At 58.3% G+C, this 23,197-nt stretch carries 24 protein-coding genes; 15 read left to right on the top strand and 9 right to left on the bottom strand.

Annotated elements, in window-relative coordinates; translation table 11 throughout:
- Nucleotides 1-36: 36 nt before the first annotated feature.
- The 3 genes from dinB (at nt 37) to GVK95_RS19990 (ending at nt 2,319) form a co-directional block, all read left to right on the top strand.
- Nucleotides 37-1,116, top strand: coding sequence for a DNA polymerase IV (dinB, locus tag GVK95_RS20000; RefSeq protein ID WP_159952439.1), 1,080 nt, complete (start codon nt 37-39; stop codon nt 1,114-1,116).
- Nucleotides 1,117-1,292: 176 nt separating this feature from the next.
- On the top strand, nt 1,293-1,505 hold the full coding sequence (locus tag GVK95_RS19995; RefSeq protein WP_159952438.1) for a hypothetical protein: 213 nt from the start codon (nt 1,293-1,295) through the stop codon (nt 1,503-1,505).
- A gap of 601 nt (nt 1,506-2,106) precedes the next feature.
- The gene (locus GVK95_RS19990; RefSeq protein WP_159952437.1) at nt 2,107-2,319 is read left to right on the top strand and encodes a hypothetical protein; all 213 of its coding nucleotides are present in this window, start codon (nt 2,107-2,109) and stop codon (nt 2,317-2,319) included.
- Here GVK95_RS19990 and GVK95_RS19985 read toward each other — a convergent pair.
- The 5 genes from GVK95_RS19985 to GVK95_RS19965 all read right to left on the bottom strand — a co-directional run bounded on the left by GVK95_RS19985 (nt 2,316) and on the right by GVK95_RS19965 (nt 7,632).
- A complete protein-coding gene (locus GVK95_RS19985) occupies nt 2,316-2,990 on the bottom strand; it encodes a response regulator transcription factor (protein ID WP_210252962.1) in 675 nt (224 codons plus the stop codon). The genes GVK95_RS19990 and GVK95_RS19985 overlap by 4 nt on opposite strands.
- Nucleotides 2,991-3,003: 13 nt before the next feature.
- The gene (locus tag GVK95_RS19980) at nt 3,004-3,777 is read right to left on the bottom strand and encodes an SDR family oxidoreductase (RefSeq protein WP_159952435.1); all 774 of its coding nucleotides are present in this window, start codon (nt 3,775-3,777) and stop codon (nt 3,004-3,006) included.
- Complete coding sequence (locus tag GVK95_RS19975; RefSeq protein WP_159952434.1) at nt 3,777-5,492, bottom strand: acetolactate synthase catalytic subunit; 1,716 nt, start codon at nt 5,490-5,492, stop codon at nt 3,777-3,779. Before GVK95_RS19975 ends, GVK95_RS19980 begins: the two co-directional genes overlap by 1 nt.
- Nucleotides 5,489-6,832 carry an aspartate aminotransferase family protein gene (locus tag GVK95_RS19970; RefSeq protein ID WP_244618832.1) on the bottom strand — a complete coding sequence of 448 codons (1,344 nt, stop codon included), beginning with the start codon at nt 6,830-6,832 and terminating at the stop codon, nt 5,489-5,491. The genes GVK95_RS19975 and GVK95_RS19970 overlap by 4 nt, the downstream gene beginning before the upstream one ends.
- 122 nt (nt 6,833-6,954) lie before the next feature.
- Nucleotides 6,955-7,632, bottom strand: a complete 678-nt coding sequence (locus GVK95_RS19965) for a GntR family transcriptional regulator (protein WP_159952462.1) — start codon at nt 7,630-7,632, stop codon at nt 6,955-6,957.
- A 206-nt stretch (nt 7,633-7,838) separates the two neighbouring features.
- Here GVK95_RS19965 and GVK95_RS19960 point away from each other — a divergent pair, with 206 nt between their 5' ends.
- The 9 genes from GVK95_RS19960 (at nt 7,839) to GVK95_RS19920 (ending at nt 16,322) form a co-directional block, all read left to right on the top strand.
- Nucleotides 7,839-8,981: an ABC transporter ATP-binding protein gene (locus GVK95_RS19960; RefSeq protein ID WP_159952432.1), complete on the top strand. Its 1,143-nt coding sequence runs from the start codon at nt 7,839-7,841 to the stop codon at nt 8,979-8,981.
- A gap of 52 nt (nt 8,982-9,033) precedes the next feature.
- The gene (locus tag GVK95_RS19955; protein ID WP_244618839.1) at nt 9,034-9,882 is read left to right on the top strand and encodes an ABC transporter permease; all 849 of its coding nucleotides are present in this window, start codon (nt 9,034-9,036) and stop codon (nt 9,880-9,882) included.
- A 70-nt stretch (nt 9,883-9,952) separates the two neighbouring features.
- Nucleotides 9,953-10,762 carry an ABC transporter permease gene (locus tag GVK95_RS19950; protein WP_244618838.1) on the top strand — a complete coding sequence of 270 codons (810 nt, stop codon included), beginning with the start codon at nt 9,953-9,955 and terminating at the stop codon, nt 10,760-10,762.
- The gene (locus tag GVK95_RS19945; protein ID WP_159952430.1) at nt 10,759-11,820 is read left to right on the top strand and encodes an ABC transporter substrate-binding protein; all 1,062 of its coding nucleotides are present in this window, start codon (nt 10,759-10,761) and stop codon (nt 11,818-11,820) included. Before GVK95_RS19950 ends, GVK95_RS19945 begins: the two co-directional genes overlap by 4 nt.
- Nucleotides 11,821-11,960: 140 nt before the next feature.
- Nucleotides 11,961-12,671, top strand: coding sequence for a response regulator transcription factor (locus GVK95_RS19940; RefSeq protein WP_159952429.1), 711 nt, complete (start codon nt 11,961-11,963; stop codon nt 12,669-12,671).
- Between the two features lie 106 nt (nt 12,672-12,777).
- Nucleotides 12,778-14,031 carry an aminotransferase class I/II-fold pyridoxal phosphate-dependent enzyme gene (locus GVK95_RS19935; protein ID WP_159952428.1) on the top strand — a complete coding sequence of 418 codons (1,254 nt, stop codon included), beginning with the start codon at nt 12,778-12,780 and terminating at the stop codon, nt 14,029-14,031.
- A 37-nt stretch (nt 14,032-14,068) separates the two neighbouring features.
- Nucleotides 14,069-14,770, top strand: a complete 702-nt coding sequence (locus tag GVK95_RS19930) for an autoinducer binding domain-containing protein (RefSeq protein WP_159952427.1) — start codon at nt 14,069-14,071, stop codon at nt 14,768-14,770.
- Nucleotides 14,771-14,869: 99 nt separating this feature from the next.
- Entirely contained in the window at nt 14,870-15,775 is a 906-nt protein-coding gene (locus GVK95_RS19925) for a nucleotidyltransferase and HEPN domain-containing protein (protein ID WP_159952426.1), read from the top strand.
- A gap of 253 nt (nt 15,776-16,028) precedes the next feature.
- Nucleotides 16,029-16,322, top strand: a complete 294-nt coding sequence (locus GVK95_RS19920) for an HU family DNA-binding protein (RefSeq protein ID WP_280178088.1) — start codon at nt 16,029-16,031, stop codon at nt 16,320-16,322.
- A 140-nt stretch (nt 16,323-16,462) separates the two neighbouring features.
- On the opposite strand, the gene treZ is transcribed toward GVK95_RS19920, so the two are convergent.
- Together treZ and GVK95_RS19910 are read right to left on the bottom strand one after the other, a co-directional pair.
- Nucleotides 16,463-18,226: a malto-oligosyltrehalose trehalohydrolase gene (treZ, locus tag GVK95_RS19915; RefSeq protein ID WP_244618837.1), complete on the bottom strand. Its 1,764-nt coding sequence runs from the start codon at nt 18,224-18,226 to the stop codon at nt 16,463-16,465.
- 319 nt (nt 18,227-18,545) lie between these two features.
- Entirely contained in the window at nt 18,546-18,782 is a 237-nt protein-coding gene (locus GVK95_RS19910; protein WP_244618831.1) for a hypothetical protein, read from the bottom strand.
- A 594-nt stretch (nt 18,783-19,376) separates the two neighbouring features.
- On the opposite strand from GVK95_RS19910, the gene GVK95_RS19905 reads away from it, so the two are divergent.
- Both GVK95_RS19905 and GVK95_RS19900 read left to right on the top strand, forming a co-directional pair.
- Complete coding sequence (locus GVK95_RS19905; RefSeq protein ID WP_159952423.1) at nt 19,377-19,811, top strand: pyridoxamine 5'-phosphate oxidase family protein; 435 nt, start codon at nt 19,377-19,379, stop codon at nt 19,809-19,811.
- 136 nt (nt 19,812-19,947) lie between these two features.
- Nucleotides 19,948-20,250, top strand: coding sequence for a hypothetical protein (locus GVK95_RS19900; protein ID WP_159952422.1), 303 nt, complete (start codon nt 19,948-19,950; stop codon nt 20,248-20,250).
- 86 nt (nt 20,251-20,336) lie between these two features.
- On the opposite strand, the gene GVK95_RS19895 is transcribed toward GVK95_RS19900, so the two are convergent.
- Together GVK95_RS19895 and GVK95_RS19890 are read right to left on the bottom strand one after the other, a co-directional pair.
- Entirely contained in the window at nt 20,337-20,669 is a 333-nt protein-coding gene (locus tag GVK95_RS19895) for a helix-turn-helix transcriptional regulator (RefSeq protein WP_159952421.1), read from the bottom strand.
- A gap of 324 nt (nt 20,670-20,993) precedes the next feature.
- A complete protein-coding gene (locus GVK95_RS19890) occupies nt 20,994-21,509 on the bottom strand; it encodes a hypothetical protein (RefSeq protein ID WP_159952420.1) in 516 nt (171 codons plus the stop codon).
- A gap of 710 nt (nt 21,510-22,219) precedes the next feature.
- Here GVK95_RS19890 and GVK95_RS19885 point away from each other — a divergent pair.
- On the top strand, nt 22,220-23,086 hold the full coding sequence (locus GVK95_RS19885; protein ID WP_200844341.1) for an SDR family oxidoreductase: 867 nt from the start codon (nt 22,220-22,222) through the stop codon (nt 23,084-23,086).
- The last annotated feature ends 111 nt before the right edge of the window (nt 23,087-23,197 follow it).

Here is a 23,197-nt window from a genome sequence, read left to right as displayed (position 1 = left end):
CTCCGAAATCTCCGTACCGCTTCGTGAGCCTAAGCGATGGATAGCGCCTCGGTGCGCAAGATCATCCATGTCGACATGGATGCCTTTTATGCCTCGGTCGAGCAGCGCGACAATCCGGACCTGCGCGGACGACCACTGGCCGTCGGCGGATCGGCGGCCCGTGGCGTCGTGGCGGCCGCCAGTTATGAGGCGAGAACCTTCGGTGTGCATTCGGCCATGCCTTCGGTGACCGCCAGGCGAAAATGCCCGGATCTCATATTCGTGCCGCCGCGCTTTGACGTCTATCGGCAGGTCTCGCAGCAAATCCGAGAGATCTTTGCGGAATATACGCCGTTGATCGAACCGCTGTCGCTGGATGAGGCCTATCTCGATGTCACCGAGAACCTGAAAGGCATGGAGATAGCCACCGAGATAGCACTGAAAATCCGCGCGAAGATCAAGGATGTGACCGGCCTCAACGCCTCTGCCGGCATTTCCTACAACAAGTTCCTCGCCAAGATGGCGAGTGACCTGAACAAGCCGAATGGCCAGGCGGTCATCACGCCGAAGAACGGCCCGGGTTTTGTCGAGGCTCTCCCCATCAAGAAATTTCATGGCGTGGGCCCGGCGACGGCCGAGCGGATGAAGCGGCATGGCATAGAAACCGGGCTCGATTTGAAGTCGAAGTCCCTTGCCTTCCTTCAGCAACATTTCGGGAAATCCGGCCCGTATTTCTACGGCATAGCCCGTGGCATCGACGAACGGCAGGTCAGGCCCGATCGGATACGCAAATCCGTCGGCGCCGAAGATACTTTCGTCGAGGACATCGGTGATCTCGATTCGGCCAAGGCAGAGCTGCGTCCGCTCGCGGAGAAAATCTGGCGCTATTGTGAGGCGCACAACATCACGGGAAAGACGGTTACGGTCAAAATCAAGTATTCGGATTTCAGCCAGGCGACACGCAGCAGAACGGTGTCGGGATCCGTGACGGACATCGACATGATCCTGGAGACAGCAGAGACCCTGCTCGCTTCGGTGATCCCATTCAAACGTCCGGTGCGGCTCCTCGGGATCACCCTTTCATCGCTCAACACCGAAGAGAGCGGCCCAGAACCGCAGCTCACTCTAGAACTCTAATGATTGATCCTGAACCCATACCCCGGAAGGCGGTGTGGTGAGGCTTGCGAAGAGCAAACGGCAAGCCGGGTGAGGCTCGGTCATCGCAAAACACCTTTGGACTGCCAGGCATGCCCCATTGACGGAACATGCCCCAAGCAACGTAATGGGAATCATCAGAGAATGGGAGGCGGGGCATGTTCAGGCAGTATTTCGACGACAACGAAAGTATCAGCCCGGCAAAACTGGAACTGCTGCAGAGCGTGCTCGTCGATCTGTGCCGCGAAAGTGGAATCGAACCAGCCAGCCCGCACGGGAACCAGTTGGCGTCCTCGCTGATCGCCTTGTTCAAATCCGGCTTTCGCTCCAGGGAAGAGCTGCTCTTTATGACCCGAGACGCCGCAACCTGACCGGATTGTGGACTGGTTGGTGTTGAAACCGAGTGGCCCCCGACTGGGACAGTCGGTCACTCGCGATCGCAGCTATATCGACCTGTTGCGAAAACCTCATTTGACGCTGGACCTCCGTGGTCAAACCACTTGAGCCGTGGGAAAAAGCGACCAACGAGACCTTGGCGGACCCAGGCCATCGAAAGCTGCAATGAGACTTGTCAGTCTGGTGGTCCGCATGATCACGCCTGTTCAGGCCGGCCAGACCGACTTCGCTGCATTAAGTTATGCCTGACACCTTCCGTTCCGGTGTCGAAATGGAACGGTGCAAAGGCAGAATCCTTGAACGCCGGATCAACTGGTCTTCGTCCACGAACCGCTCAAGACTCCGCAAGTTCGATACAATGTCACTTCTGAGATGGTCACGCGGCCCGTACCGGAGGCAGATCGTATAGACGCACCCGTCAACGTCTTGCCAATCGGAAGGAGAAATATACTATCGGAAACGCAACGACCCTTTCGCCAGGGACGGCACACACGCCCTTATGTTGGACGTGCGCTGTGCGACACCGTCCGGCGGGCATCTGTTTGGAACTCCTCTGCCGGACGCAGGGAGAGTGCGTTGTCGCGAAATCGTCAGGACAGCCCCAAGGCGAACGGTAAGCCCAATTCAGGTGACGCCGATGGACTTGAGCGCGCGACACAGCGGGTGCGCGCGCTGTATGGCAGCGAGGCGCCGACGGCGGTCGCCTACTGCGCCCTCGATGCGTGGCTGGATGGGGAGGAAGTTGAATTTCGCGAGCTTGCGGGTTTGTTTAGACTGTTGAAAAACTAGACTGGCATATCGAGGGCATAGCCCCGGCCCCGCACTGTCCGGATCAGGTCCGGCCCGGAACCCGTCAGCGCCCGTCGGATGTGGCCGATATGAATATCGACCGTGCGCGGTTCGACTTCGGCGGATTCTGGCCAGCAGGCTTCGATGAGGTCCTCGCGCTCGCAGACCGCCGAAGGTTCCTGCAGCAGACGGCGCAACAAGCGAAATTGCAGGGCCGTCAGCTCAACGTCGCGACCGGCCCGGCGGACCTTGGCTGCGGCGATATCCATGGAGAGATCGGCAAAGCGAAGTATGTGACCGGCATGCTCCTCCTTCTCACTCACAAGGCGATGTCTCAGTCGATGAAGGAAGCTCAATAAAAGACCGGGATTGAAGGGGCTCTCGAGACGCAGATCACATGCGTTCGAAAGCGCCTCAACACCTGCATGGCGCCGATGGAGACAGATGATCGCAGCTGTTGGAAACGCGCTTTTTGCAGCTTTGATAAACGCGTCGGCGCCCAGTCCCGGCTTGACCCGATCGACGATCATGGCCGAGACCGCTCCTCGACTGGTGAGTTGTTGGAGTTCATCATGTTCCGTCACCAGTATGGCCTCGAAGCCTTCGTTTGCAAGGATGTAGCGAAGCAGGAGGAAGAGCTGCGCGTCCGTTACGCAAATGAGGATTGTCATGAATTGTCCTCGCTCAAAGGGGGGCAAATTCGCCGCCGTTCACATCAAGAATGGCGCCATTGATGAAGCCCGCCTCACGCGAAGCGAGGAAGCTGATCGCGTGTGCTATATCGGAGGGCGCACCAAGGCGGCCGGCGGGGATGCGCTTCAGTATCTCCCTGTTGATCGGACTGTCGGCGTCGCCTGCCATGTCTGTCAGGACGCGTCCCGGCGCCACCACATTGACGGTGACCCCACTCCCAGCGCAGCTTGAAACAAGTGAGCGGCATAGCCCAGAGAGGCCAGCTTTCGACGCGACATAGGCGGCACCTGCTACTTTCGGAAGCGTACGGCCAGCGATCGATCCGACGAGAATGATGCGACCGAAGCGGTTCGACATCATCGATGAAATAACGGCCTGGCAGCAAAGCATGGTGCCGGTCAAGTTGACGGATAGCACCGTATTCCACTCGTCCATCCCGATACTTGCAAAGGGCGTGGCGCCTTCTGGTCCTTTCGGCGATATCCCGGCATTGCATATGAGGGTGTCCGGCACTCCCCAGTCATTTGCGACATCGGCGAAAAAGGAAGCCACATCACCCGCCTCGGTCAGGTCTGTGCATCGGCCGAGTACATCGCGGCAATCGAACTGTCGATGCAGCACAGACAGTGCCGCATCGACATGGGCGGGGTTCTGACCGAAGAACGCGACCTTGTATCCCGCCGCCAACAACTGCGTGACAACGGCAAGCCCGATACCCGAGCTGCCACCAGTCACCACAGCAATACGCTGCGAAATTTGATCCATCAGGCCGCCTGGTCCATCTTGGCGAAGAGTGACAGCGGCGGATGTGCATCCGGATCCGTCATCACTTCAATCAGATACGGACCCTCTGCCTCGATGCCGCGCCGGATGAGGTCTGCGAGTTCGGCCGGGTCGGAAACGCGAGCGGATTTGCATCCGCAGGCGGCGGCGATTTGAGCATGATCGACGGGAGCAAAATGGCAGGCCGTGGTGTAGCGGCCGAACTTCACCGTTTCAGCATCACGCTGGAAACCGAGAATGCCGTTGTTGAGGACTATGACAGTCACAGGAATGTTCAACCGAACCATGGTTTCGAGCTCGGCCCAGCTATGGGCAAAACCGCCATCGCCGACCAGGGCAACAACCGGCACGTCAGGACGGGCCAGCTTTGCCCCGATCGCAAGCGGCAGTCCCCATCCAAGACCGGCGAGCCCGCGGGGTGTGATGAACCGGGTGCCGCAAGACACCGCCCGCAACTGCCCCGTGACCCACATGGATGAGTAGCTCGCATCGGCAACGACGGTCAGATCATCATTCAGCCAGGGCTGAAGCTCGCGCATCACCCGCTCAGGCCGGACCGGGGACTGGTCCGAACCGTAACGCTGAGCACGAGCCGTTTCAAACTGCTGCCAGCATCGTGCGATGCGATGCTCAAGGTCAGGTCTTTCCGCCCTTCTTTGGCCGAGGTCACGTCTGCCAAGCGCGGCGTTCAGCGCAATCAGCGATTCCCTTGCATCTCCCGCGAGACGCAGCGCTTCGAAGTTGCGGCCGATTTCACTCGGGTCGATGTCGATATGGATCACACGGGCTGTCTTCGGAATCTGCGACCAATTGTCGGTGCCGTTCTGATTGGTGCGCGTGCCGATCAGAATAATCAGGTCGGCATTGGTCAGGAAAGACACGGTATGCCGGCCAAGCGACGTCGGCCCGGTCAGTGATCCAAGCACGCCAAGCGATAGCGGATGATGTTCATCGACAGTGCCCTTGCCCATATTGGTTGTGCAGACCGGCAGGCTCACGATCTCCTGCAGACGTGCCAGCTCCTGTGAGGCGCCCGCGCCATGCACGCCGCCACCTGCGAGCACGACCGGATGGTTCGCCGCAGCGATCCAATCTGCCGCCTGGTCAATCAGTGTGTCTGCGGGCCGGGGGCGATCAAGGGGATAGTGTCCGAGGGTGGCATTGCGTGATGACAAGCCGGCGCGGACCTTGGAGCGCAGCAGATCTGCCGGCAGCAGTAGGGCGACAGGCCCGGGCCGCCCGGCGGTTGCCGCCGTGAAGGCCGCATCGATATAATCCTCGATCCTGTCCTCGATCTGGACGCGCCGCACCCATTTTGTGCAGGACTGGAACAGCGCGATATGATCGAGTTCCTGGAACGCATTGCGGTCGGCCTGATCACGCTCCACTTCCTGCACCAGGGCAATGACCGGCACACTGGCCTTCATGGCTTCGGCAAGCGGCGGAACAAGTAGGGTTGCTGCTGGTCCATTTTGCGCCGCAACGACGCCGACCTTTCCGGAAATGCGGGCATAGCCATCGGCCATCGCCCCGCCCATGTTCTCCTGCCGATAGGAGATCTGGCGGATACCACGGGCTTCCGCAGCCAAGACGACCGCAGACGGCAGGCTCTGGGCAAACAGGTATTCCACCTGATGACGCAACAAGGCATCGGCGACGCGGTCCGCGACAGTCTCTTGGAGAAAATTTGAATTCATGATCTTGCCTCCCAGCGGCGGTCATCGTGTGTTTCAAGGAACTGTTCGAACACGGATGCCACCTGATCGATGTCACGGTCGGTCATCGCAGTCGAAAGGCAGGCCGCGGCTCCGTACGGGAGCAGGATGCCCCGCTCACGGAAGAAGCGTGTGAGGTCGCGCATGCATTCTTCCTCCCCTGCGTTCATGCGGCTCTCGGAGTAGGTGGTCGGGACGACCGGTTTTGGATGGATTCGAAATAGAGATGCGGCGCCTGCCACCGAGAATGGTCGATCAAGCCGCGTCGCGCAGTCGCGGAGCTGCTGGCACAAGGCATCGCCCATGCGTTCAAGACGATCGAACTCTGCCGGTGTCATTGCCTGCATGGCAACAAGGCCGGCCGCCATGGAAACCGGATTGGCCGAGAAGGTGCCACCCTGCGGCACACGTGGCGCCCGACCATCACCACCAAACACCGCCATGACATCGGACCGGCCGCCGATTGCCCCTACGGGAAAGCCACCACCGATGATTTTGCCGGCAGTCAGCAGATCGGGCTGGATCCCATAGCGGGCAGAAGCACCTTGATAGCCCTGCCGAAGGTTCAGTACCTCGTCGGCAATGACAAGAATGCCGTAACGCCTGGCGAGCGTTGTCAGGCGTTCGACAAATGGCGGAATGGGCCGCAGCAGCCCTGCCCGGCTCGGCATAGGGTCGATCAGGATGGCCGCCAGGTTGTCGGCATGATGCGAAAGCCCCCGCTCCAACCCCTCGACGTCATTGAATTCAAGCACAACGACATCGTCGGCCGATTGCACAGGCGCGCCCGCGTATGCCGGAAGACCTATGCTAGCGCCCGCGCCGCCCGACTTCGTCACGCCGTTCTGGCCGGTTTCTGCCCAGTCATACGAGCCATGGTAGCAGCCCGCAAAGCGGATGATGGCCGGACGACCGGTATAGGCACGGGCGGCCTTGATGGCGAACATCACAGCCTCTGTGCCGGTGTTGACGAAACGAACCCGCTCGACGGCAGGTATACGGTCAATGAGCAATTCGGCCAGCGCGATTTCGTATTGGGTCGGATTCGAAAAACATGAGCCCCGGCGCAGAAGATCGCTCACCGCCTCGACGACCGGTGGATAGCCATGCCCATGCAGAAGCGTGGTGAAATTGTTGTTCAGATCGAGAAAGCGATTGCCATCGACATCGAAGACATAGGCGCCTGCCCCCGAAGCCATATAGATCGGTTCGGGGTCGAGCTCGATTGTGGAGCGGGTGACACCCGCCGGGAAGACGCCGCGGCCACGGCGATAGAGGTCGGCGGACCGCGGACGCTCGCGCGCCGCAGTCCCGACTGCCATTTCTGGTAACATCTGTGCTTGCCTTTGTGTTGCTGAAAAATCGGCTACTTTGCAAAGTTGTCGATTTTGATATAACAAAAATACAAAAGGTCAAGCTCGTATAACAAAAATCTCTGGAGAAGCTAGCGCTCGCGAAGTGCCTGACGCAAACGACGATAGCCATCGCGAATGTCGTTTTCGATCGCGGCCCTAAGCGCGCCGCCGTCGCGATCGACCAGAGCCTCGATCACCATTTCATGGTTTCGCACGCCATACCGTGCCTTGGCGAATTCCGGATAAAGGCCATAGAAGGAAGGGCCGACCCTTAGCCAAAGAGGTTCGATCATCGAGATCAGGTGCGGCAGGCGCGACAGACCGTAGACATGGAAATGAAATTCCTTGTTGTGCCAAAGTGCGTCGCCATAGGTCCCCGTCTCCAACGCTGCGTTAATTCTAAGTTGAATTTCACCCAATAAATCAATGTCATGGTGGCTGCAATTCGAGATCGCCATCTCTGCGGCCAGGCCTTCCAGGGCAATCCGTATCAGGGTGATCTCACGCAAGTCTGCATCCGACAGAACCGGGATGATGACGGTTTTGGGGCCGGCGTAAACCAGTACGCCATCAGCCACGAGGCGATTGACCGCATCGCGCGCAGGCGACAGGCCGACGTTCAGGACTTCGGCGACCGAGCGGATAGACAGCTTGTCGCCCGGCCTGTAAGCGCCGCGACTGACGCGGTCCTTCAACTGGCTATAGGTGGTATCGCCAATATTTGGTGGCTGCTCGCGGCGCGAGTAGTCCGCATTGATTTCTGTCATGTTTCGTCCTGAGCGTGTTGACAGGTCCAATTTTTGATGTAACAAAAAATGGAATTGTGAAGTTTCAGCAAAGTTTGTCTGATCAAACATTAGCAATTTGCGCATTTCAAGTCACCTGCCCGTCAGAATTGACGGGAAAGCATGCCGTTCAGCACACACTGACCGGCCAAGCACAGTCGCATTCAAAAAAACAAAAGGGGAATAGCATGGGACAACAGTTGGCGTTGCGCCACGTCCAAAAACGATACGGGCCAGTCTGGGCCGTCCGAGACACCAGTCTCGAGGTTCAAGCGGGAGAATTTGTCTCTATCGTCGGCCCGTCTGGCTCCGGCAAGACGTCCCTTCTGACGATGATTGCCGGATTTGAGACGCCGACCGCCGGCGCCATCGTCGTGGGCGATCAGGATGTAACATTGCTTGCGCCCCATCACCGCAATATCGGCATGGTATTCCAGAAATACGCGCTGTTTCCGCACATGACCGTGCGGCAGAACATCGCCTTCCCTCTCAAGATGCGTCGATTGGCCAAGGGACAGGACGCCGACCGACGGGTCGATGCGATGCTCGATCTGGTGCAGCTCGGCGCCCTGCAGTCGCGCTATCCCCATGAACTCTCTGGCGGCCAGCAGCAGCGCGTTGCCGTCGCGCGTGCCCTGGTCTTCGATCCTCCGGTTATCCTGATGGACGAACCCCTTGGTGCGCTCGACAAGAAGTTGCGCGAAAGCATGCAATTCGAGATCAAGCAGATCCAGGAGCGGATCGGGGCAACCGTCATCTATGTCACGCATGATCAGGAAGAGGCCCTGACCATGTCGGACCGGGTCGCCGTGATGCATGCCGGACGTCTTGAACAGATCGGCACGTCGGTCGAGCTCTACACGCGGCCCGAAACCGCGTTCATCGCCGACTTCGTCGGCTCGATCAACTTTATCCCGGGCATTGTGTGCCGGATAGAGAAGTCAGCTGTGACGATCCGATGCGGCCTGTCCCTTCTGGAAACCCGCCCGACCAATATCCGGTCCGGAGAACTGCCGGGTGAAGGATCATCGGTGAGGATCGGTGTTCGGCCGGAGCATGTCGAAATCGACACGAGATCCGCATCTGGAACACGCTCCATCGCGCAGCATGGCCACACCGTGGAGCGGGCCATGGGTTCGGGCCTGTCCGGCACAGTCGAGACGATCGTTTTCGCCGGCGCTTCCCGTACAGCACTTGTCCGCCTGCATGGCGCGCCTGATGTCGTCCTGCGTGCATCTCTGCCAGCTCAACTGGGCGCACTGCCTGAGCGCGGGGCCGAAGTATGGTTGCGGATTTCGGCGGATGCCACGCTGCTCTTCAATGCTTCATGAGGAGACCGCGAGGACCATGCAAGTTTCAACAACCTCATCGCGTCTTTCCAGGATGGCCACGGCACGCGATGCCGGACATCTTTCGCCGCTGATCTCGATACTTCTCACTTTGCCGCTCCTTGCCGTGCTGACACTGGGCTTTGTCTATCCGGTGGCAAAGCTGGTGGGGCTGAGTTTTGCAGATGGTGGCAGCAGCTATTTCCGCATCTGGGACGATCCGCTTTATCTGAATATTCTGTTCGACACGGTGATCACCGCGGCAACCGTGACCAGCTTTTGCCTGGCCCTCGGCTATCCCGTTGCCTTTGCCATGGCGTCGCTGCGGGCGAAAGCGGCACTGGCCGTTGCGGCCTGTGTGTTCGTACCGCTGTGGACCTCGGTGCTGATCCGATCCTATGCCTGGATTCTGCTGCTGCAGCGCAATGGGCCAATCAATGGCTTCCTTCGCGATCAGGGCCTGCTCGATGAACCGCTGAAGTTACTCTATACCCATGGTGCCGTCGTCCTCGGCATGATCCATGTGCTTTTGCCCTTCGCGATCCTGCCTATCTTTTCGACATTAAAGACACTGCCGCCGGACTATCGGCGCGCCGCGGCCAATCTCGGTGCCAATCCAGCTCAGGTTTTCCTGCGGATCATCCTGCCGCTCAGCCTGCCGGGTGTCTTTGCCGGCGGCCTTTTGTGTTTTGTCCTGGCTCTTGGCTTTTACATAACGCCGGCTCTGCTGGGCGGGCCCGGCTCCATGCTGATGGCAACGCTGATCGGCCAACAGACCACCGTACTCCTCGATTGGCCGTTCGCTGCCGCATTGTCGACCGTGTTGCTCGCGGTGACGCTCCTCATCGTCTTCCTGTTTCGCAAGGCGCTGTCGCTCAACAAAGGATTCCACAGTGTACGTTGACAGAAACATAGCACCCGTGGCCTCGGTAGTGAAGCGGCCAGTCCCCCAGGCGCGGATCGCGAGCTACGGATTGCGATCGGCTTTCACCATCGTCGGCGGGCTTATCGTGGCATCGATCCTCTTCTTTCTCGTGCTGCCGACCCTGATGATCCTGCCGATGTCGCTCAGCACGTCCACACATCTGCAGTTTCCACCTGAGGGGCTGACACTCGACTGGTACATGGCCTTTTTCGCGGATCCTGACTGGATGGCGGCAACATGGTTCAGTCTACGGATTGCAGTTGCGACGTCCCTTACGGCAACCGTGATCGGCACCATGGCAGCCTTGGCTATCGAGCGTGGCGACATGCCCTTCAAGGGTGTGCTCAATGCGCTTGCGCTCGGGCCAATGATTGTCCCGCATATCGTGATGGGGGTGGCGCTCTATCTGGTGTTTGCGCCATTGCGGTTGACCGGCACGCTGGTTGGGTTCCTGACGGCACATACGGTGCTGGCAGTGCCCTTCGTCATCATCACTGTGACTGCGGCGCTCAAGCGACTGGATCCGGCCCTGGAACTTGCCGCACTCAACTGCGGCGCAAGTCGTCTCCAGAGCTTTTTCCACGTGACCCTTCCCAATATCGGTCCAGGGATTGGCTCAGGTGCCATCTTCGCCTTCCTCGCGTCTTTCGATGAGGCAACGGTTGCCTTCTTCATTTCCGACGTTGGCGGCAAGACCATCGGCCGCAAGATGTTCGAAGACATCGATTTCAACCTGACACCGGTGATCGCGGCCGCTTCCAGCGTCACGGTTGTCGCCTCCCTTTTACTCATCGGCCTCATGCATTTCCTCGCGAAGGCCGCAAATCCCCAGAACCCTACAGGAGTGGAACATCCATGACGACTATCTATGCAATCAGCCTGTCTGCCTTTGGCCTTCTGGTCGGCACACTTGCGACCGAGCGACCAGCGGATGCTGCAGAACCGATCACCATCGCATCGACCGGCGGCGCCTATGACCGCGCTCTGAAGGAAGCCTGGTTCGATCCCTTCACGGCTGAAACCGGTATTCCCGTCACGATCGTGTCCGCAACGAATGCGGAAATGCGGGCCAAGGCCGCTGCCATGGTCAAGGCGGGCAATGTCACCTGGGATCTCTATCTTGAAGGCGAGATCCAGGCGGCCTCTGAAGCGCACCGGCTGGTGACGGAGGACTTGACCGAGTTTTGCCGGCAATTCTCGACAAAGGCGGACCTTGCCAGCAATGCCTGCGCTGCCGGTGGTGCGCTCCTGCAATCGACTGCCACCTTGCTCGCCTACAGACTGGACGAGGGGATGAAGGAACCTCCCCGGACATGGGCTGACATGTGGGACACCAAGGCCTTTCCCGGTGGTCGCGCCTTTCCGAACTTCGACGACCCCTGGCGGGTTCTGGCCGCTGCTCTTCTTGCCGATGGCGTGAAAAAGGACGAGCTCTTTCCCCTTGATGTGGACCGCGCCTTTGCCAAGCTTGACGAGATCCGTGACGAGGTCACTGTGTGGTGGAAGACCGGCGACCAGAGTGTCCAGGGGTTCCGCAATGGAGAATACGACCTCGGACAGATCTGGCTGACACGCGCAAGAGCGATGAAGAACGATGCCTTGCCGATCGGTTGGTCCTATGAGGCCTCGTTCCTTGTGGGTGACCGCGTCGCCGTGGTCAAGGGTGCGCCCAACCGGGAGAATGCCCTGAAGCTGATCGCCTTCTGGCTCGACAAACCCAGGGTCCAGGCGAAGGCTTGCGATGTGCTGTCCTGCACACCGCCAAGCACCGAGGCGATAGCGCTGATGTCAGAGAAAACCCGTCAGTCGATGCCGACACCCGAGGACATCAAGACCAATGTGATCGTGCCAGACGCGATGTGGCTCAACGCCAATGCGGTGATGCTGCTGCAGCGCTGGAACAACTGGGTACGCTGACCCGGCCTCTTCGATGAATGCCGGTACCGGCATGCGAGGATTGAGTGACGACCAGCCGATGCAATCGCATTGGCTGGTCTATGAAGATCCCGAACACATGCCCAAACACATGCCCAAACACATGGAGGTGAGAGGGTTTGATGATCGATCTGGTAATGATCTATTCCAAGGATCCCGATTTCTACATGCTGATGAGCCATATCCTGTCTTCTTCTGGGTTCAGGACAATGCCAGCCGATGACCTGGCTTCGATCCTCAGTGCGCCACCGTCGACAATCGCTGCAATTCTTCTCGATACCGGCGACAATATCGATCCGCTGACGCGGTTTTGTGGTGAGGTGAAAGCACACGGCCTGACGGCAAAACTGCCAATTATTGCATTGATACGGGCTCGCCACGAGCAGAGTTATCTCCTTTTGCTCAAAGCAGGCATAGATGAAGGATTTGTGCGGCCCGTCTCGCCAGAGCGCATCCTCGCCTATCTCCACGGGCTGGCGGGTACCAACACCAAATCCGGCGGGCAGGCAGGGCCCGCTCCTGTTGTCCACCATTTCGGCGATATCGAAATCGATACCCAGACCCGGCTTATCCGCAGCGCACAAGGTAGCGCGCAACTGAGCCCAATCGAGTTCCGCTTGCTACGGCGTCTTCTCCAGACGCCCGGCCACGTGGTATCTCGCGCCGAATTGATCGAAGCGGCATGGCCCGGGCACAGTCATGTCAGTGCCCGCACCGTTGATGTTCACATTGCAAATCTGCGGCGCGACATGGCGGCCACAACTGGGCACACCCGCATCCGCACCGTGCGATCAAGCGGCTATGTCGCCGTTGTCCGAGGAGCTGGAGGCTGAGCCCGCCGGATCTTTGAACAATCTTGAAGTTTTCTTTGCACAAGCTTCGTTGTCACAAAAAGGAAACAATGGCCAACTGCTCGCGAAAGTAGCAAGGAAGGCCGATATGAGCAACGCAGTTCAGCCGCCGGATGGTCCAAGACTTCCAACCCATTTCCGCAACACTGCAACGATGATCGATGCTGCAGGCGCCAATTTCGAGGCAGCGCACTACCAGGGCATCATGGCGCTCTATGCGGCGCCTGTTTCCGGCCGCACGGTTCGGCTCACGGCGGAGGATCGCGATATCACCGATTTCGTCCGCTGCTCCTATCTCGGTCTGGACAATCATCCGGAAATCGTTGAGGGCGCTGAGAGGGCGGTACATGATGCAGGGACCCTGCACTGGTCTTGTGCCAGGACACGGCTGAACTTCAGCATCTTGGGCGAGCTTGAGGAAAACCTGTCGGATCTGTTCCAGGCAAGAGTCATCACGTTCACCACCGTCCTGGCCGCCAATATGAGCGCCCTGCCTCTGCTCGCCTCTGGCCATCTGACCGGCGGTGTAAAACCTCTCGTGGTCTTCGATCGTTCAGCTCATGCGACGCTTGCACAGCACAAGGCGACGGTTGCTGGCGAAACTGCGGTCGAGACGATCCAGCACAATGACATGATTGCGCTGGAGGTGCTTTGCCGCAGCCATCCTTGCGTGGCCTATGTTTGTGACGGCGTCTATTCCATGGGCGGCAGCGCCCCGTTGAAGGCGCTTTGCGCGCTGCAGGAGAGGTATGGCCTCTTCCTCTATATCGATGATGCCCACGGCATTTCGCTCTTTGGCGAAAACGGATCTGGCTTTGCCCGGTCCGAATTTGCCGAGCTTGGCGACAGGACCATTGTGGCTGCCTCGCTTGGCAAGGGTTTCGGTGCGTCCGGCGGTATCCTGATGCTCGGCACCGCTGCCCAGGAACTGCTGTTTCGCCGATTTGCCGTGGCACATGCATTTTCGGCGTCGCTGAACACGGCGGCGATCGGGGCGGCAGCGGCGTCGGCAGCAATCCACAGAAGTCGAGAGCTGGCCGAGCGTCAGCATGCACTTCGACGCAATCTTGCGCTGCTTGACCAATTGCTGCCAACCCGTGACCGGACAATGGACCTGCCGATCCGCACTCTCCGCTTTGGCGACGAGCTTATTTCGGTGGCTGCAGCGCGCCAGCTGCTGAAACTCGGCTTCTACACGTCGGCAATCTTCTTCCCGACGGTGGCGCGCGGCGATGCAGGATTGCGCATCTGCCTCACTGCATCGCACACCGAGGCGCAAATCCGTGACCTTTGCCTTGCCATCGAAGTGGTGAGAGCTGAGATCCGAGACGCAGGCGCTTGAGTGCGAGACGGCGATCAATCAGACAAGGAGATCATGCGTGAGTTCCTGGCTTCAATCCATCATCGATAGGGTCGCGATTACAAAGAACCCGGATCAGCTTAGCGAAGAACTGGCGCAGGTCGTCCAGCAGGCGGGCTTTGAGTACTTTACCTATATGCACTCCTCCTCCCATGGCGCCAATTTTGTCACCAATACACCCCCTGACTGGCAGACACTGTATTTCGACATCACCGCCAGCTGCGTCGATCCAATGATAGCGCTGGCACGCGGTAGAATGAGTGTCTTTAGCTGGGACATCCCGACCCTGCGGCAGATTGCGTCGCGATCGGCCAGGCTCCTGTTGGATGATGCTCACCGGCGTGGAATGCGCTTTGGCCTCACCATCCCGATAGAGACCGGGTTCGGTCACATCGCCGTTCTGATACTGACCTCGGCCAACCAAGCCATCAGCCTGAAACCGGTCGATGAAGTGAAGGCTGCCACCGTCGTGGCGCTCCTGTATGCGCGCTATCAAGACCGTCCCGCGATTGGCCACGACAGGGAGCCTGTCAGTCTGATGCCGATGCAGGCCGTCTGCCTGCGCTGGTCGGCCGAGGGAAAGACGATGAGGGACGCGGCAATGCTCGAAGGCCTCAGTTTGTCGACAGTCGCGTTTCACCTGACAAATGCCCGCCGAACGCTTGGTGCAGCCAGTATCGCCCAGGCGATCGCCATTGCCACCAGGCTCCAACTGATTTGAACGACATTCAGACGTAAGACGAAAAAAGAGCGACTTTTCCTTCAAAAACTATGAAATGTCCGAGTAGACGGAGCACGACCTTTGTCCTATCGATTGGCGATGAAATCGAGCCTTGAGCACCTCCCGGAAAAGAAACAGCGCGAGCTTGCTCGCGTCGTCGAAATCATCGAGGAAGAGTTTGCCGACGCGCTTTCCGGCGCCGGGGCCGACTTCAAGAAGCGCGGCCGCATACTCAAGATCATCCTCTTCGGGTCGTACGCGCGGGGAACCTGGGTCGACGAACCCCATACGATGAAGGGTTACCGGTCCGACTATGACATCCTCGTCATCGTCAACACCGGCAAGCTCGCCGATCGGCAATACTGGGACAAGGCGGAGGATCGCCTTCTGTGGGACCCGGGTGTGAAGACACCGGTTGGCCTGATCGTGCATGGATTGCGCGAGGTCAACAAGGCGCTGAAAGACGGCCAGTATTTCTTCGCCGACATTCGCCGCGAAGGTATCGTCCTGCATGAGATTGACGAGGAACCGCTAGGAGAGCCCAAAAACCTGTCGGCTCTTGACGAGTTAAAGATCGCCCAGGCACATTTTGACAGGCAGGCAGGCAGCGCACGTTATTATTGCCAGCTTGCGCAGTATGCTGTTGCAGATGGTATGCTAAATCACGCGGCCTTCAATCTTCATCAAACGACCGAAACTCTCTATTCGTGCCTACTTCTGACTCTAACCAACTACAGCCCTCCCTCGCACAATCTCAAGTTCCTGCGCGGGTTGGCCGAGGACCTGGATCGCAAGTTGGTGGAAGTCTGGCCGCGTGATCAGCACAGGTTTACCGCCTGGTATAATGTGCTCAACGAAGCCTATGTGAAAGCGCGGTACTCGGAACATTTCGAGATCAGCGATGAGGCGCTGTCATGGCTGATCGGACAGACACAATTGCTTCAGGCGACCGTCGAGACCATTTGCCGCGAGCACATCCAAGTACTCGAAGGCAAACTAACCTGAATTGATACAGCCGGTCACTTCTGGCCCCCCGTTCGAACCACGCGGCAGCGTACGGCGCACGGGCAACCCTGTGTGGCAACGGGTTGCCAATGGGTCCGCGAACTCCAATCCGTCCTCAAGGTGCTTGGAAAAACGCCAAAACGGGCCACCTGAAGGGAACGAACTGTGGAAATCCCGTATATACCTGGCGCTTCGGCACGGCCTTCAATGACAACACGATCATAAGCTGGCACGGATTCAATCTCAGTTAGAGATTGCGAGGAAATCCATGACCACCACCAACGAAATTGCCGACAAGATTGCATCAGCCAACAACCTGACGAAAGTTCAGGCCAAGGGCATCGTCGAAGCCGTGTTCCAGGCCATCACGGATGCGGCGAGCTCCGACGCAGAAACCTCAATCCCAGGATTCGGGAAGTTCAAGGTGAAGGCCTCGCCGGAGCGCGAAGGCCGCAATCCTGCGACCGGCGAGAAAATGACTGTTGCAGCTTCGAGGAAGCTAGCCTTTACTCCGGCCAAGGCACTCAAGGATGCACTGAACAAGTAGTTCAGGTGCGGCTCCGCCACGACGGCCGGGCCCCTCGTCGCTTCCCGCTACACTTCCAGTGCGGCTGATGACAAGCGGCGCCCCATTGCCCTGTTCGATCGGGGCGACGGGGCGCCGCCAAAGGTGTACGATCAAGGAATTCACAAAGCGCGTTCAATGCAAAAGACGCGCAGGGACATTGCAGGCATGGTGAGCGGCGACCCTGCCTCCGGATTAGACCAAATACACGTTCCGAGCCCTTTGCCGAGTACAACTGCAGCGTTGGACAGGTTGAGCCGGAGCTGCAGCACTATCTTGTCCAGCGTCCAGTCGATAAAGACGCATTGATCCGGTGCAGCCAACACAGTCGCCGAGTATCCGGCCGCTCGGCCGAGATGTGGCTGGATTTGCTCGCGGCGTACGCTGATCAAACGCTGTAGCCATGACGACCATTCGTTACCCTCCTCGGTGCGGGCATTGGACCAATCGAGCTTTGAGCGAAGGAATGTTGCTTCGGCATTTGGGTCTGGAATATCCGCCGCCGAAATCCCCAAGGGATATCCCCCAAAATTCTCTGCCTGTTGCGCCCGGTTTTCGCGAATGGCATCGGCAACATCTCCCTCGTAGTCCGCGAAATAGTGAAAGGGAGTTGTCGCCTTGTAACAATCGCCCATGAAAAGGAGCGGGATTTGGGGTGAAAGCAGAAGTGTACTTGTGAGGGTACGATGCAAATTGGCGTCGATCCCCATGTGCAAGCGGTCGCCCACAGCTCGGTTGCCAACCTGATCATGATTTTGGAGAAAGTGTACAAACGCCAAAGGAGGCAGGGAAGCACTTGGCGGAAGCGGCTTGCGGACCGTTGGCTCGCCTAGCTTCAAATATCCCTCGGACATGACCTTCCGTAGGTTGTCGTGCGGCGCATGACTGACCTCTTCGAAAAATCCTGTGTCTTCGCCGGTCGCGATATTATGGATAACATGATGGAAGGCATCGTTCCAATCTGCGACGAAAAGTCCTTCCGCTAACAAATCTGTTCCATTGTCAGGATTCTCCGTAACCAGATGAACAGGACGGTCTGTGACACGCTCGCGAATGACGGTCGACAATTCCTCAAGAATGTGTGGTCTGCTGTCATCTTTGATCTCGCTCACGGCATCAAACCGCAATCCGTCAAGACGAAAGTCCTCAATCCAGTACAGCGCATTTTCAATAAAAAAACTGCGAACGGGCTCTTCTTCGAAGGCAATTTGTGCGCCCCAGGGGTTTGCTTTGCCGTCGCGGAAAAATTGGGGCGCGTATTCGGGGATGAAATTACCTTCTGGTCCGAAGTGATTGTAGACAACATCCAGAAAGACCATCAAATCCAATCCGTGAGCTACATCGACAAATGCTCTGTAGTCATCCGGCGTGCCATAGGCACCGTGCGGCGCATAGTGAAAGACACCGTCATATCCCCAGCCCCTGTTGCCGGGAAAATGCGCGATTGGTAGTAGTTCAACGGCCGTAAATCCCAGTTCGGCCAATCGCTCAAGTTTCGACGCCGCTGCCTGAAACGTTCCCTGCTCAGTGAAGGTTCCAATATGGAGTTCGTAGATAATGGCTTCGTGCCAAGGACGACCCGCCCAGTTTTCGTGCTGCCAACGATAGGACTGAGGGTCCGTCAGGATCGACAAACCTGAAACATCTGACACCTGCTGTCGCGAGGCGGGATCGCCAACGACTCTGCCGTCACTCAACACAAAACCATAGGGGGAACCGAGAGGTTGGCCATCTACTACAAGCTCAAACCACCCGCCTTCAGAAGACGTCATGACATGATCACCTGAAAGGCGAAGCTTTACGCTCTTTTGCCCGGGCGCCCAAATTCGAAAACGCGTGTCTCCGTCAATAAAGGTCGGTCCCCAAGCATACTCTCGAGTTCGCAAGGGGCATATTTCGAGTTTGGACCGAACATTCAATTGCCAGAACTCCTCAGTCTACGGTGGTCAGTGTCTCGTCTGACGTGACATTCTTTTTGCTTGAATAGTGGTCTGGCACTGCCTGACATCGTTGCTTTGTGTAAACCGTGCGAGATTTTCGAGTTTCACATTTCCTCGCTCGGCCATCCCGTCTGGATGGCAGCGGTGTTCTCGCCGACCCCGGCCATCCACCTCGGTTGCCTATAGGGGGGTATCCAGATCTTCGGCTATGCAAAATTCGACATAGGTCGATGGGACATTAAAAGCAGCAATTCGGCAAAGGTCTTCAGCCGCGAAACTCGCCATCGTTAGTATCGCGTGGGTCATAGTTTACATCCCAGTCCTTTTGCCCTTTCCCAGAACCGCTGCCCGGCTTGTTGGTGGTTGCGTCGTCGCTGCGGGTTAGAACGCGTGGTTTGGCGCTGCTCACGCCGTTGTTGGAGCCACCCTGGTGATTTTTCTCCGACTGCCCCCGTGCATCCGCCTCAATCTGCTCCTTGGAAGACGGCTCTTTCGTACCCATCATTATGCTCCTTTGCGATCTGACTTCGTTGCGGTCGCCAAATCCAATGTGCGGCGCGCCAGCGACTAACTACGCGCGGGCCGAACGGTTCCATGAGCGGCTGGTTCGCTGACTTGCCCACAGGTTAGCATTGCGAGCAGCTCAGGGTTGGGGCGGGTTCCAATCGGACGGGGTTTCGCTTGCCGGATGGCATAGCTGCTGCGTGAGCCAATCACTTGGCCCACAGTTCAGGCCTTCTCACAGGTTGTTCGCGAAGCCAAGGGCGCGCCAGAAGCTGCGGCCCTCTCGCCACAGCCGGGCAGATAGCTCTATGAGACGGCAGGAGGTTGCAGGACCCTGATTTATGTCTGATCTTCGCTTCCTTTGATCGAGCTATGATGAACCAGAAATGCTCTCTTCTGAATTACCAGCCATTTGTCTCGAGGGCGTGATGGCGGACAATCGCTGATTTCTTGATACCAGTGATGACCGGTCTGGAGCTGGCGCGGCGGAAGCACTGAGTGGTAGTCGAGCATGTTTCATCGACGATGCGGAACATATTCGACACTGGTCTGTTCCGATTTCTGCAGAGCCCAGTATCTTATGGAGGAATCGATGTCCGAACTAACCCTGCATGACCTGTCCAAGAAAATGGCGAAGCTTGACTTCGCCATGCTGAACACGGCAGCGGTAGGCGGAGGCTTGACCTCCCGACCGATGAGCAATAACGGCGACGTCGAGTATGACGGCGACAGCTACTTCTTCGCCTACACGCAGTCGCGAAAGATCTCTGAAATCCGGGCCGACAACAAGGTGAGCCTCACCTACACGGGAGCGCTGGGGATGTTGGGCGGTTCGCCGATATTCGTCGGTGTCGAGGGATCGGCGTCGCTGATTGAGGACAAGTCGGCGTTCGCCGATCACTGGACGAAGGACCTCGATCGCTATTTTCCTGAGGGGATCGAAACGCCCGGCGTCGTAATGATCAAGGTACACGCGAAGTCGATCCGCTACTGGGACGGCAGCGAGGAAGGCCAGATTTCATTGTAACTGGTGGAGAACGGGCGAGCGTTCTTGCCGTCCAGCAAGACGAGCCTCTGGATTGAGGCCGCGCATTCGGCTTCGGTGCGATACAGCTCACAGCATCGCCTTCAGGGCGGTCGCTACGATGATCCGACGCGGTTCGATGGAAAGATCATGTTGCCGCCGCAAAGGCACGCGCGATGGCGGCAATCCGGGCCGCAGACGCCCCTTCCTCAAGACGGATGGTGACGAGGCCTACGACAATCTCGACGCGGGAAATCTGCTTGGCGGCTGGCGGCTACGGCGCGGGCATCTCGACAAGGTCTGTGTCGCCATGACCTGCAGTGTGCCTGCGGTCAGGCAATTTTCCTCTCACAACACTTCAATGGTCGAGACGATCAGCCATCTCCCTTTCACATCGCCTCGGATTGCCCCCAGCGAAATGCTGAACGCAGGAGCCGCGTGAACTCGCGTTGCGCGGACCTTGAGCGCTGGTGCGAGCCGGAGCCCTAATCGACACTAGTTTGGTACAAGGCCCATTCGTTTGTGGCTTTATCCGCCAGCCCCAAAAGGCCCGTTACGGGCCATCTCCGGATACTGCACGGTTTGCTGCTCGTTGGTGTCGACAGAGGCTGACGCAACCGCAAGCCGCACGCCGGCACCACCTGCGGCGCTCGTGGCGCGCTCGTCGATAAAGATGATCCCCGCATCTTCGAGCGTCGTTCTGACCGCCGCCAGATTCAATTCGCGGTCATGATCGATGTCACCTGAACCCGCCTCAAGCGCCTGCATGGCAGAAATGGATAGTTGCGCGCGGTTAGCGACTTCCTCTTGCGTTATGCCGAGCAGGGCTCGTGCGGCTGTGATTTGTCTTCCGTCAATCAAGGACTTCTCCTCCAGATTAGTCGGTGCATAACGAGAACTGGCGGACTTGGTAGTTCGACAGGCGCGATCGGGCAGTGAAACCGCGGAGCCTCTTCCAGCGGTCTGAAACCTCGCTCGGCGCCTCGATCACCTACCGATTAAGCAACGGCCCTCGCCACTATCAGATTTTGATGAAGGACTTCAGGGAGACCACCACCACAAGGCCACTCCACGACATAACCTCCAGCGGGCAGCCATCTATCTCTACGTCGCCTACACACAGGGGAGACCGGCGATGTGTCATCCCGCAGGCTGAGAACGACCACGTCTACCTTTATGAGGGTCTCAAAGGCGACGCAGATCGATACGGCTCGTGACGATCGATTTGCCAGTCTTCGGATCGGTATCGACTGTCGTCAGGCGCATGCCAGTGGTGCCAACCCTTTCGATTCTCATCTGCGCACGCCGATCACCATTGACCTCTTTTGCCCAGGTGATGCCGAGGTTGATAGTATCTCCGGCGCGCTGTCCGCCCAGTCCAGCTGTTCCGGTGCCAGCACCAACATAGGAGCCGGTATATTGCGATCCCGTAGCTTTCAGATCAGCGGAGATTGCCCGCGAGAAAATCGCAAGGCTGGTACATTTACCGTCCAGCGAAAGCGATTGCTGCGTGGTGTCCGAGGTGAACTGGCATGTCACATTGATCGTCGGTGAATTGGTCCGAACCTTAACCGTGCCCTTGCCGTTCCAGCTACCGGCTATCGACTTCAGGAAGGCCGCTTCGTCGGCATGGGCAAAGCTTCCAGACGCTAAGACAAGTGCCGTAGCGGCCGCGAAGGACCGGACAGAAAATCTCATCATGAACTTGTCTTTCAATCTCGGACAACCGGCGCATGACGCAGGCTGATCTCGCAGGCAGTTATGTTGGAAAACCTCATGGTCGCCCGGAAGTTCCGGGAACACGGGAATTAAAGTCGCGAGAGCCTTTCACGAGGCTGCTAATTCCAATCGGGCGCTGCTCTGCAGCCAGCCAGTACTCCGCCGACAACATCTCATGAGGCCTGCAGCCCGCAATGCATTCTCGATGACCTCCTGGATGCCATCGGGCTTCGAGGGATCACTCTGCTGGGGAGCAACACGGGCAGAATCGGGCGCGGTTGCTTTCTCCCGCCGAGCGAAGGATGGGGTCAGCCCACAGGCCTGCGCGATATGCATGGTCGAGGAAATCCCGGCATCGAGCATATGGGCAGGTCGACCATACCCGACGTCGCATCGACGGGCGTCCCGTGGCCCGTTCCCACGATCCGGCAGTGCTCGATGGCATCTCTCCCCGATGCATCTTTCCAGATTTCCAGCGCATGACCGTCATCGACAAGCTGAGCTTAGCCTGCTGAAACGTCCGTGCCACTGATCGATGATGGCTCGGGAACTGGCATCTGAGACGGTAGCGATGGGCCAAGGGCCCGACCGCGAGTTCTTTTTCGATAGCATGGCGGGTCATCCGCAATCATCCGTTTGGAACCCGAAGCGCCCTTCACGGTTTATCGCCCTGACCTCGAAAAAGGAGAGACATGATGGAAGACGCCCGACACCCTACTCCGCCCTATCCGGAACAGCAGCAGGAGCCACCGGGGAAGACAGCCGGGATGAAACCTGTCCCCGACCATGGTGAAAAGTCCTACAAGGGTGACGGCAAGCTCACAGGCAAAGTCGCCCTCATCACCGGGGCCGACTCCGGGATTGGGAAGGCCGTCGCCATTGCCTTTGCCCGAGAGGGCGCCGACGTCGTTATATCGTACCTCAACGAAGACGACGACGCCCGCGACACCGCGAAGTGGGTCGAAGAATCTGGGCGCAAAGCTCTTGTCATTCCGGGTGACATCAAATCCGAACAACACTGCAAGGATCTCGTTCAGCGCGTCGTCGACGAACTTGGTGGCATAGACATTCTCGTGAACAACGCTGCGTTCCAGCGAACCTACGCCGACATTGCCGACATCACGGCCGAAGAGTGGGACGAAACTTTCCGCACCAACATCTACGCACCGTTCTTCCTGTCGAAGGCGGCCGCTCCTCACATGAAGCCGGGCAGCTCAATCATCAATACGACCTCGATTCAGTCGCGGCAGCCGTCGCCGCAGCTGCTCGCCTACGCTTCTACCAAGGGTGCGATTTCGAACTTCACTGCGGGTCTCGCCGAGATGCTTGCTGAAAAAGGCATTCGCGTAAATGCGGTCGCACCGGGGCCGATTTGGACGCCCCTCATTCCCTCGACCATGCCGGCGGAGAAAGCCGCGAAGTTTGGGGAAAATACTCTCATAGGCCGAGCTGGGCAGCCAGCAGAACTGGCGGGTGCCTACGTCCTACTTGCTTCTGATCTGGGAAGCTACATGACAGGAGCCGTCCTCCCTGTGACGGGCGGCGAGATCATGATCTGATACGCACCTGGCCGGCCGCCAACTGTGCGGCGGCCACCGTCAACACCCTAGTTGTGCGGCATAACAGATCTATCTCCTGAGCTTGCAGTACGTTCCGACCAAGCCAAAGGA

Origin of the sequence: Rhizobium sp. 18065 (assembly GCF_902706095.1) — a bacterium.
Taxonomy (GTDB): Bacteria; Pseudomonadota; Alphaproteobacteria; order Rhizobiales; family Rhizobiaceae; genus Allorhizobium.
Note: the sequence above shows the minus strand (reverse complement) of the source record. Positions and strands in the feature narration are given on the sequence as shown.

Excerpts from the sequence above, each read along its gene's own strand:
- GVK95_RS19985 (WP_210252962.1), bottom strand. The coding sequence starts at position 2,990 with ATGACAATCCTCATTTGCGTAACGGACGCGCAGCTCTTCCTCCTGCTT.
- GVK95_RS19900 (WP_159952422.1), top strand. The coding sequence starts at position 19,948 with ATGGAAAGATCATGTTGCCGCCGCAAAGGCACGCGCGATGGCGGCAAT.
- GVK95_RS19975 (WP_159952434.1), bottom strand. The coding sequence starts at position 5,492 with ATGAATTCAAATTTTCTCCAAGAGACTGTCGCGGACCGCGTCGCCGAT.
- GVK95_RS19980 (WP_159952435.1), bottom strand. The coding sequence starts at position 3,777 with ATGGATCAAATTTCGCAGCGTATTGCTGTGGTGACTGGTGGCAGCTCG.
- dinB (WP_159952439.1), top strand. The coding sequence starts at position 37 with ATGGATAGCGCCTCGGTGCGCAAGATCATCCATGTCGACATGGATGCC.
- GVK95_RS19940 (WP_159952429.1), top strand. The coding sequence starts at position 11,961 with ATGATCGATCTGGTAATGATCTATTCCAAGGATCCCGATTTCTACATG.
- GVK95_RS19965 (WP_159952462.1), bottom strand. The coding sequence starts at position 7,632 with ATGACAGAAATCAATGCGGACTACTCGCGCCGCGAGCAGCCACCAAAT.
- GVK95_RS19890 (WP_159952420.1), bottom strand. The coding sequence starts at position 21,509 with ATGATGAGATTTTCTGTCCGGTCCTTCGCGGCCGCTACGGCACTTGTC.
- GVK95_RS19885 (WP_200844341.1), top strand. The coding sequence starts at position 22,220 with ATGATGGAAGACGCCCGACACCCTACTCCGCCCTATCCGGAACAGCAG.
- GVK95_RS19925 (WP_159952426.1), top strand. The coding sequence starts at position 14,870 with ATGAAATCGAGCCTTGAGCACCTCCCGGAAAAGAAACAGCGCGAGCTT.
- GVK95_RS19935 (WP_159952428.1), top strand. The coding sequence starts at position 12,778 with ATGAGCAACGCAGTTCAGCCGCCGGATGGTCCAAGACTTCCAACCCAT.
- GVK95_RS19955 (WP_244618839.1), top strand. The coding sequence starts at position 9,034 with ATGGCCACGGCACGCGATGCCGGACATCTTTCGCCGCTGATCTCGATA.
- GVK95_RS19905 (WP_159952423.1), top strand. The coding sequence starts at position 19,377 with ATGTCCGAACTAACCCTGCATGACCTGTCCAAGAAAATGGCGAAGCTT.
- GVK95_RS19960 (WP_159952432.1), top strand. The coding sequence starts at position 7,839 with ATGGGACAACAGTTGGCGTTGCGCCACGTCCAAAAACGATACGGGCCA.
- GVK95_RS19995 (WP_159952438.1), top strand. The coding sequence starts at position 1,293 with ATGTTCAGGCAGTATTTCGACGACAACGAAAGTATCAGCCCGGCAAAA.
- GVK95_RS19970 (WP_244618832.1), bottom strand. The coding sequence starts at position 6,832 with ATGGCAGTCGGGACTGCGGCGCGCGAGCGTCCGCGGTCCGCCGACCTC.
- GVK95_RS19945 (WP_159952430.1), top strand. The coding sequence starts at position 10,759 with ATGACGACTATCTATGCAATCAGCCTGTCTGCCTTTGGCCTTCTGGTC.
- GVK95_RS19910 (WP_244618831.1), bottom strand. The coding sequence starts at position 18,782 with ATGGGTACGAAAGAGCCGTCTTCCAAGGAGCAGATTGAGGCGGATGCA.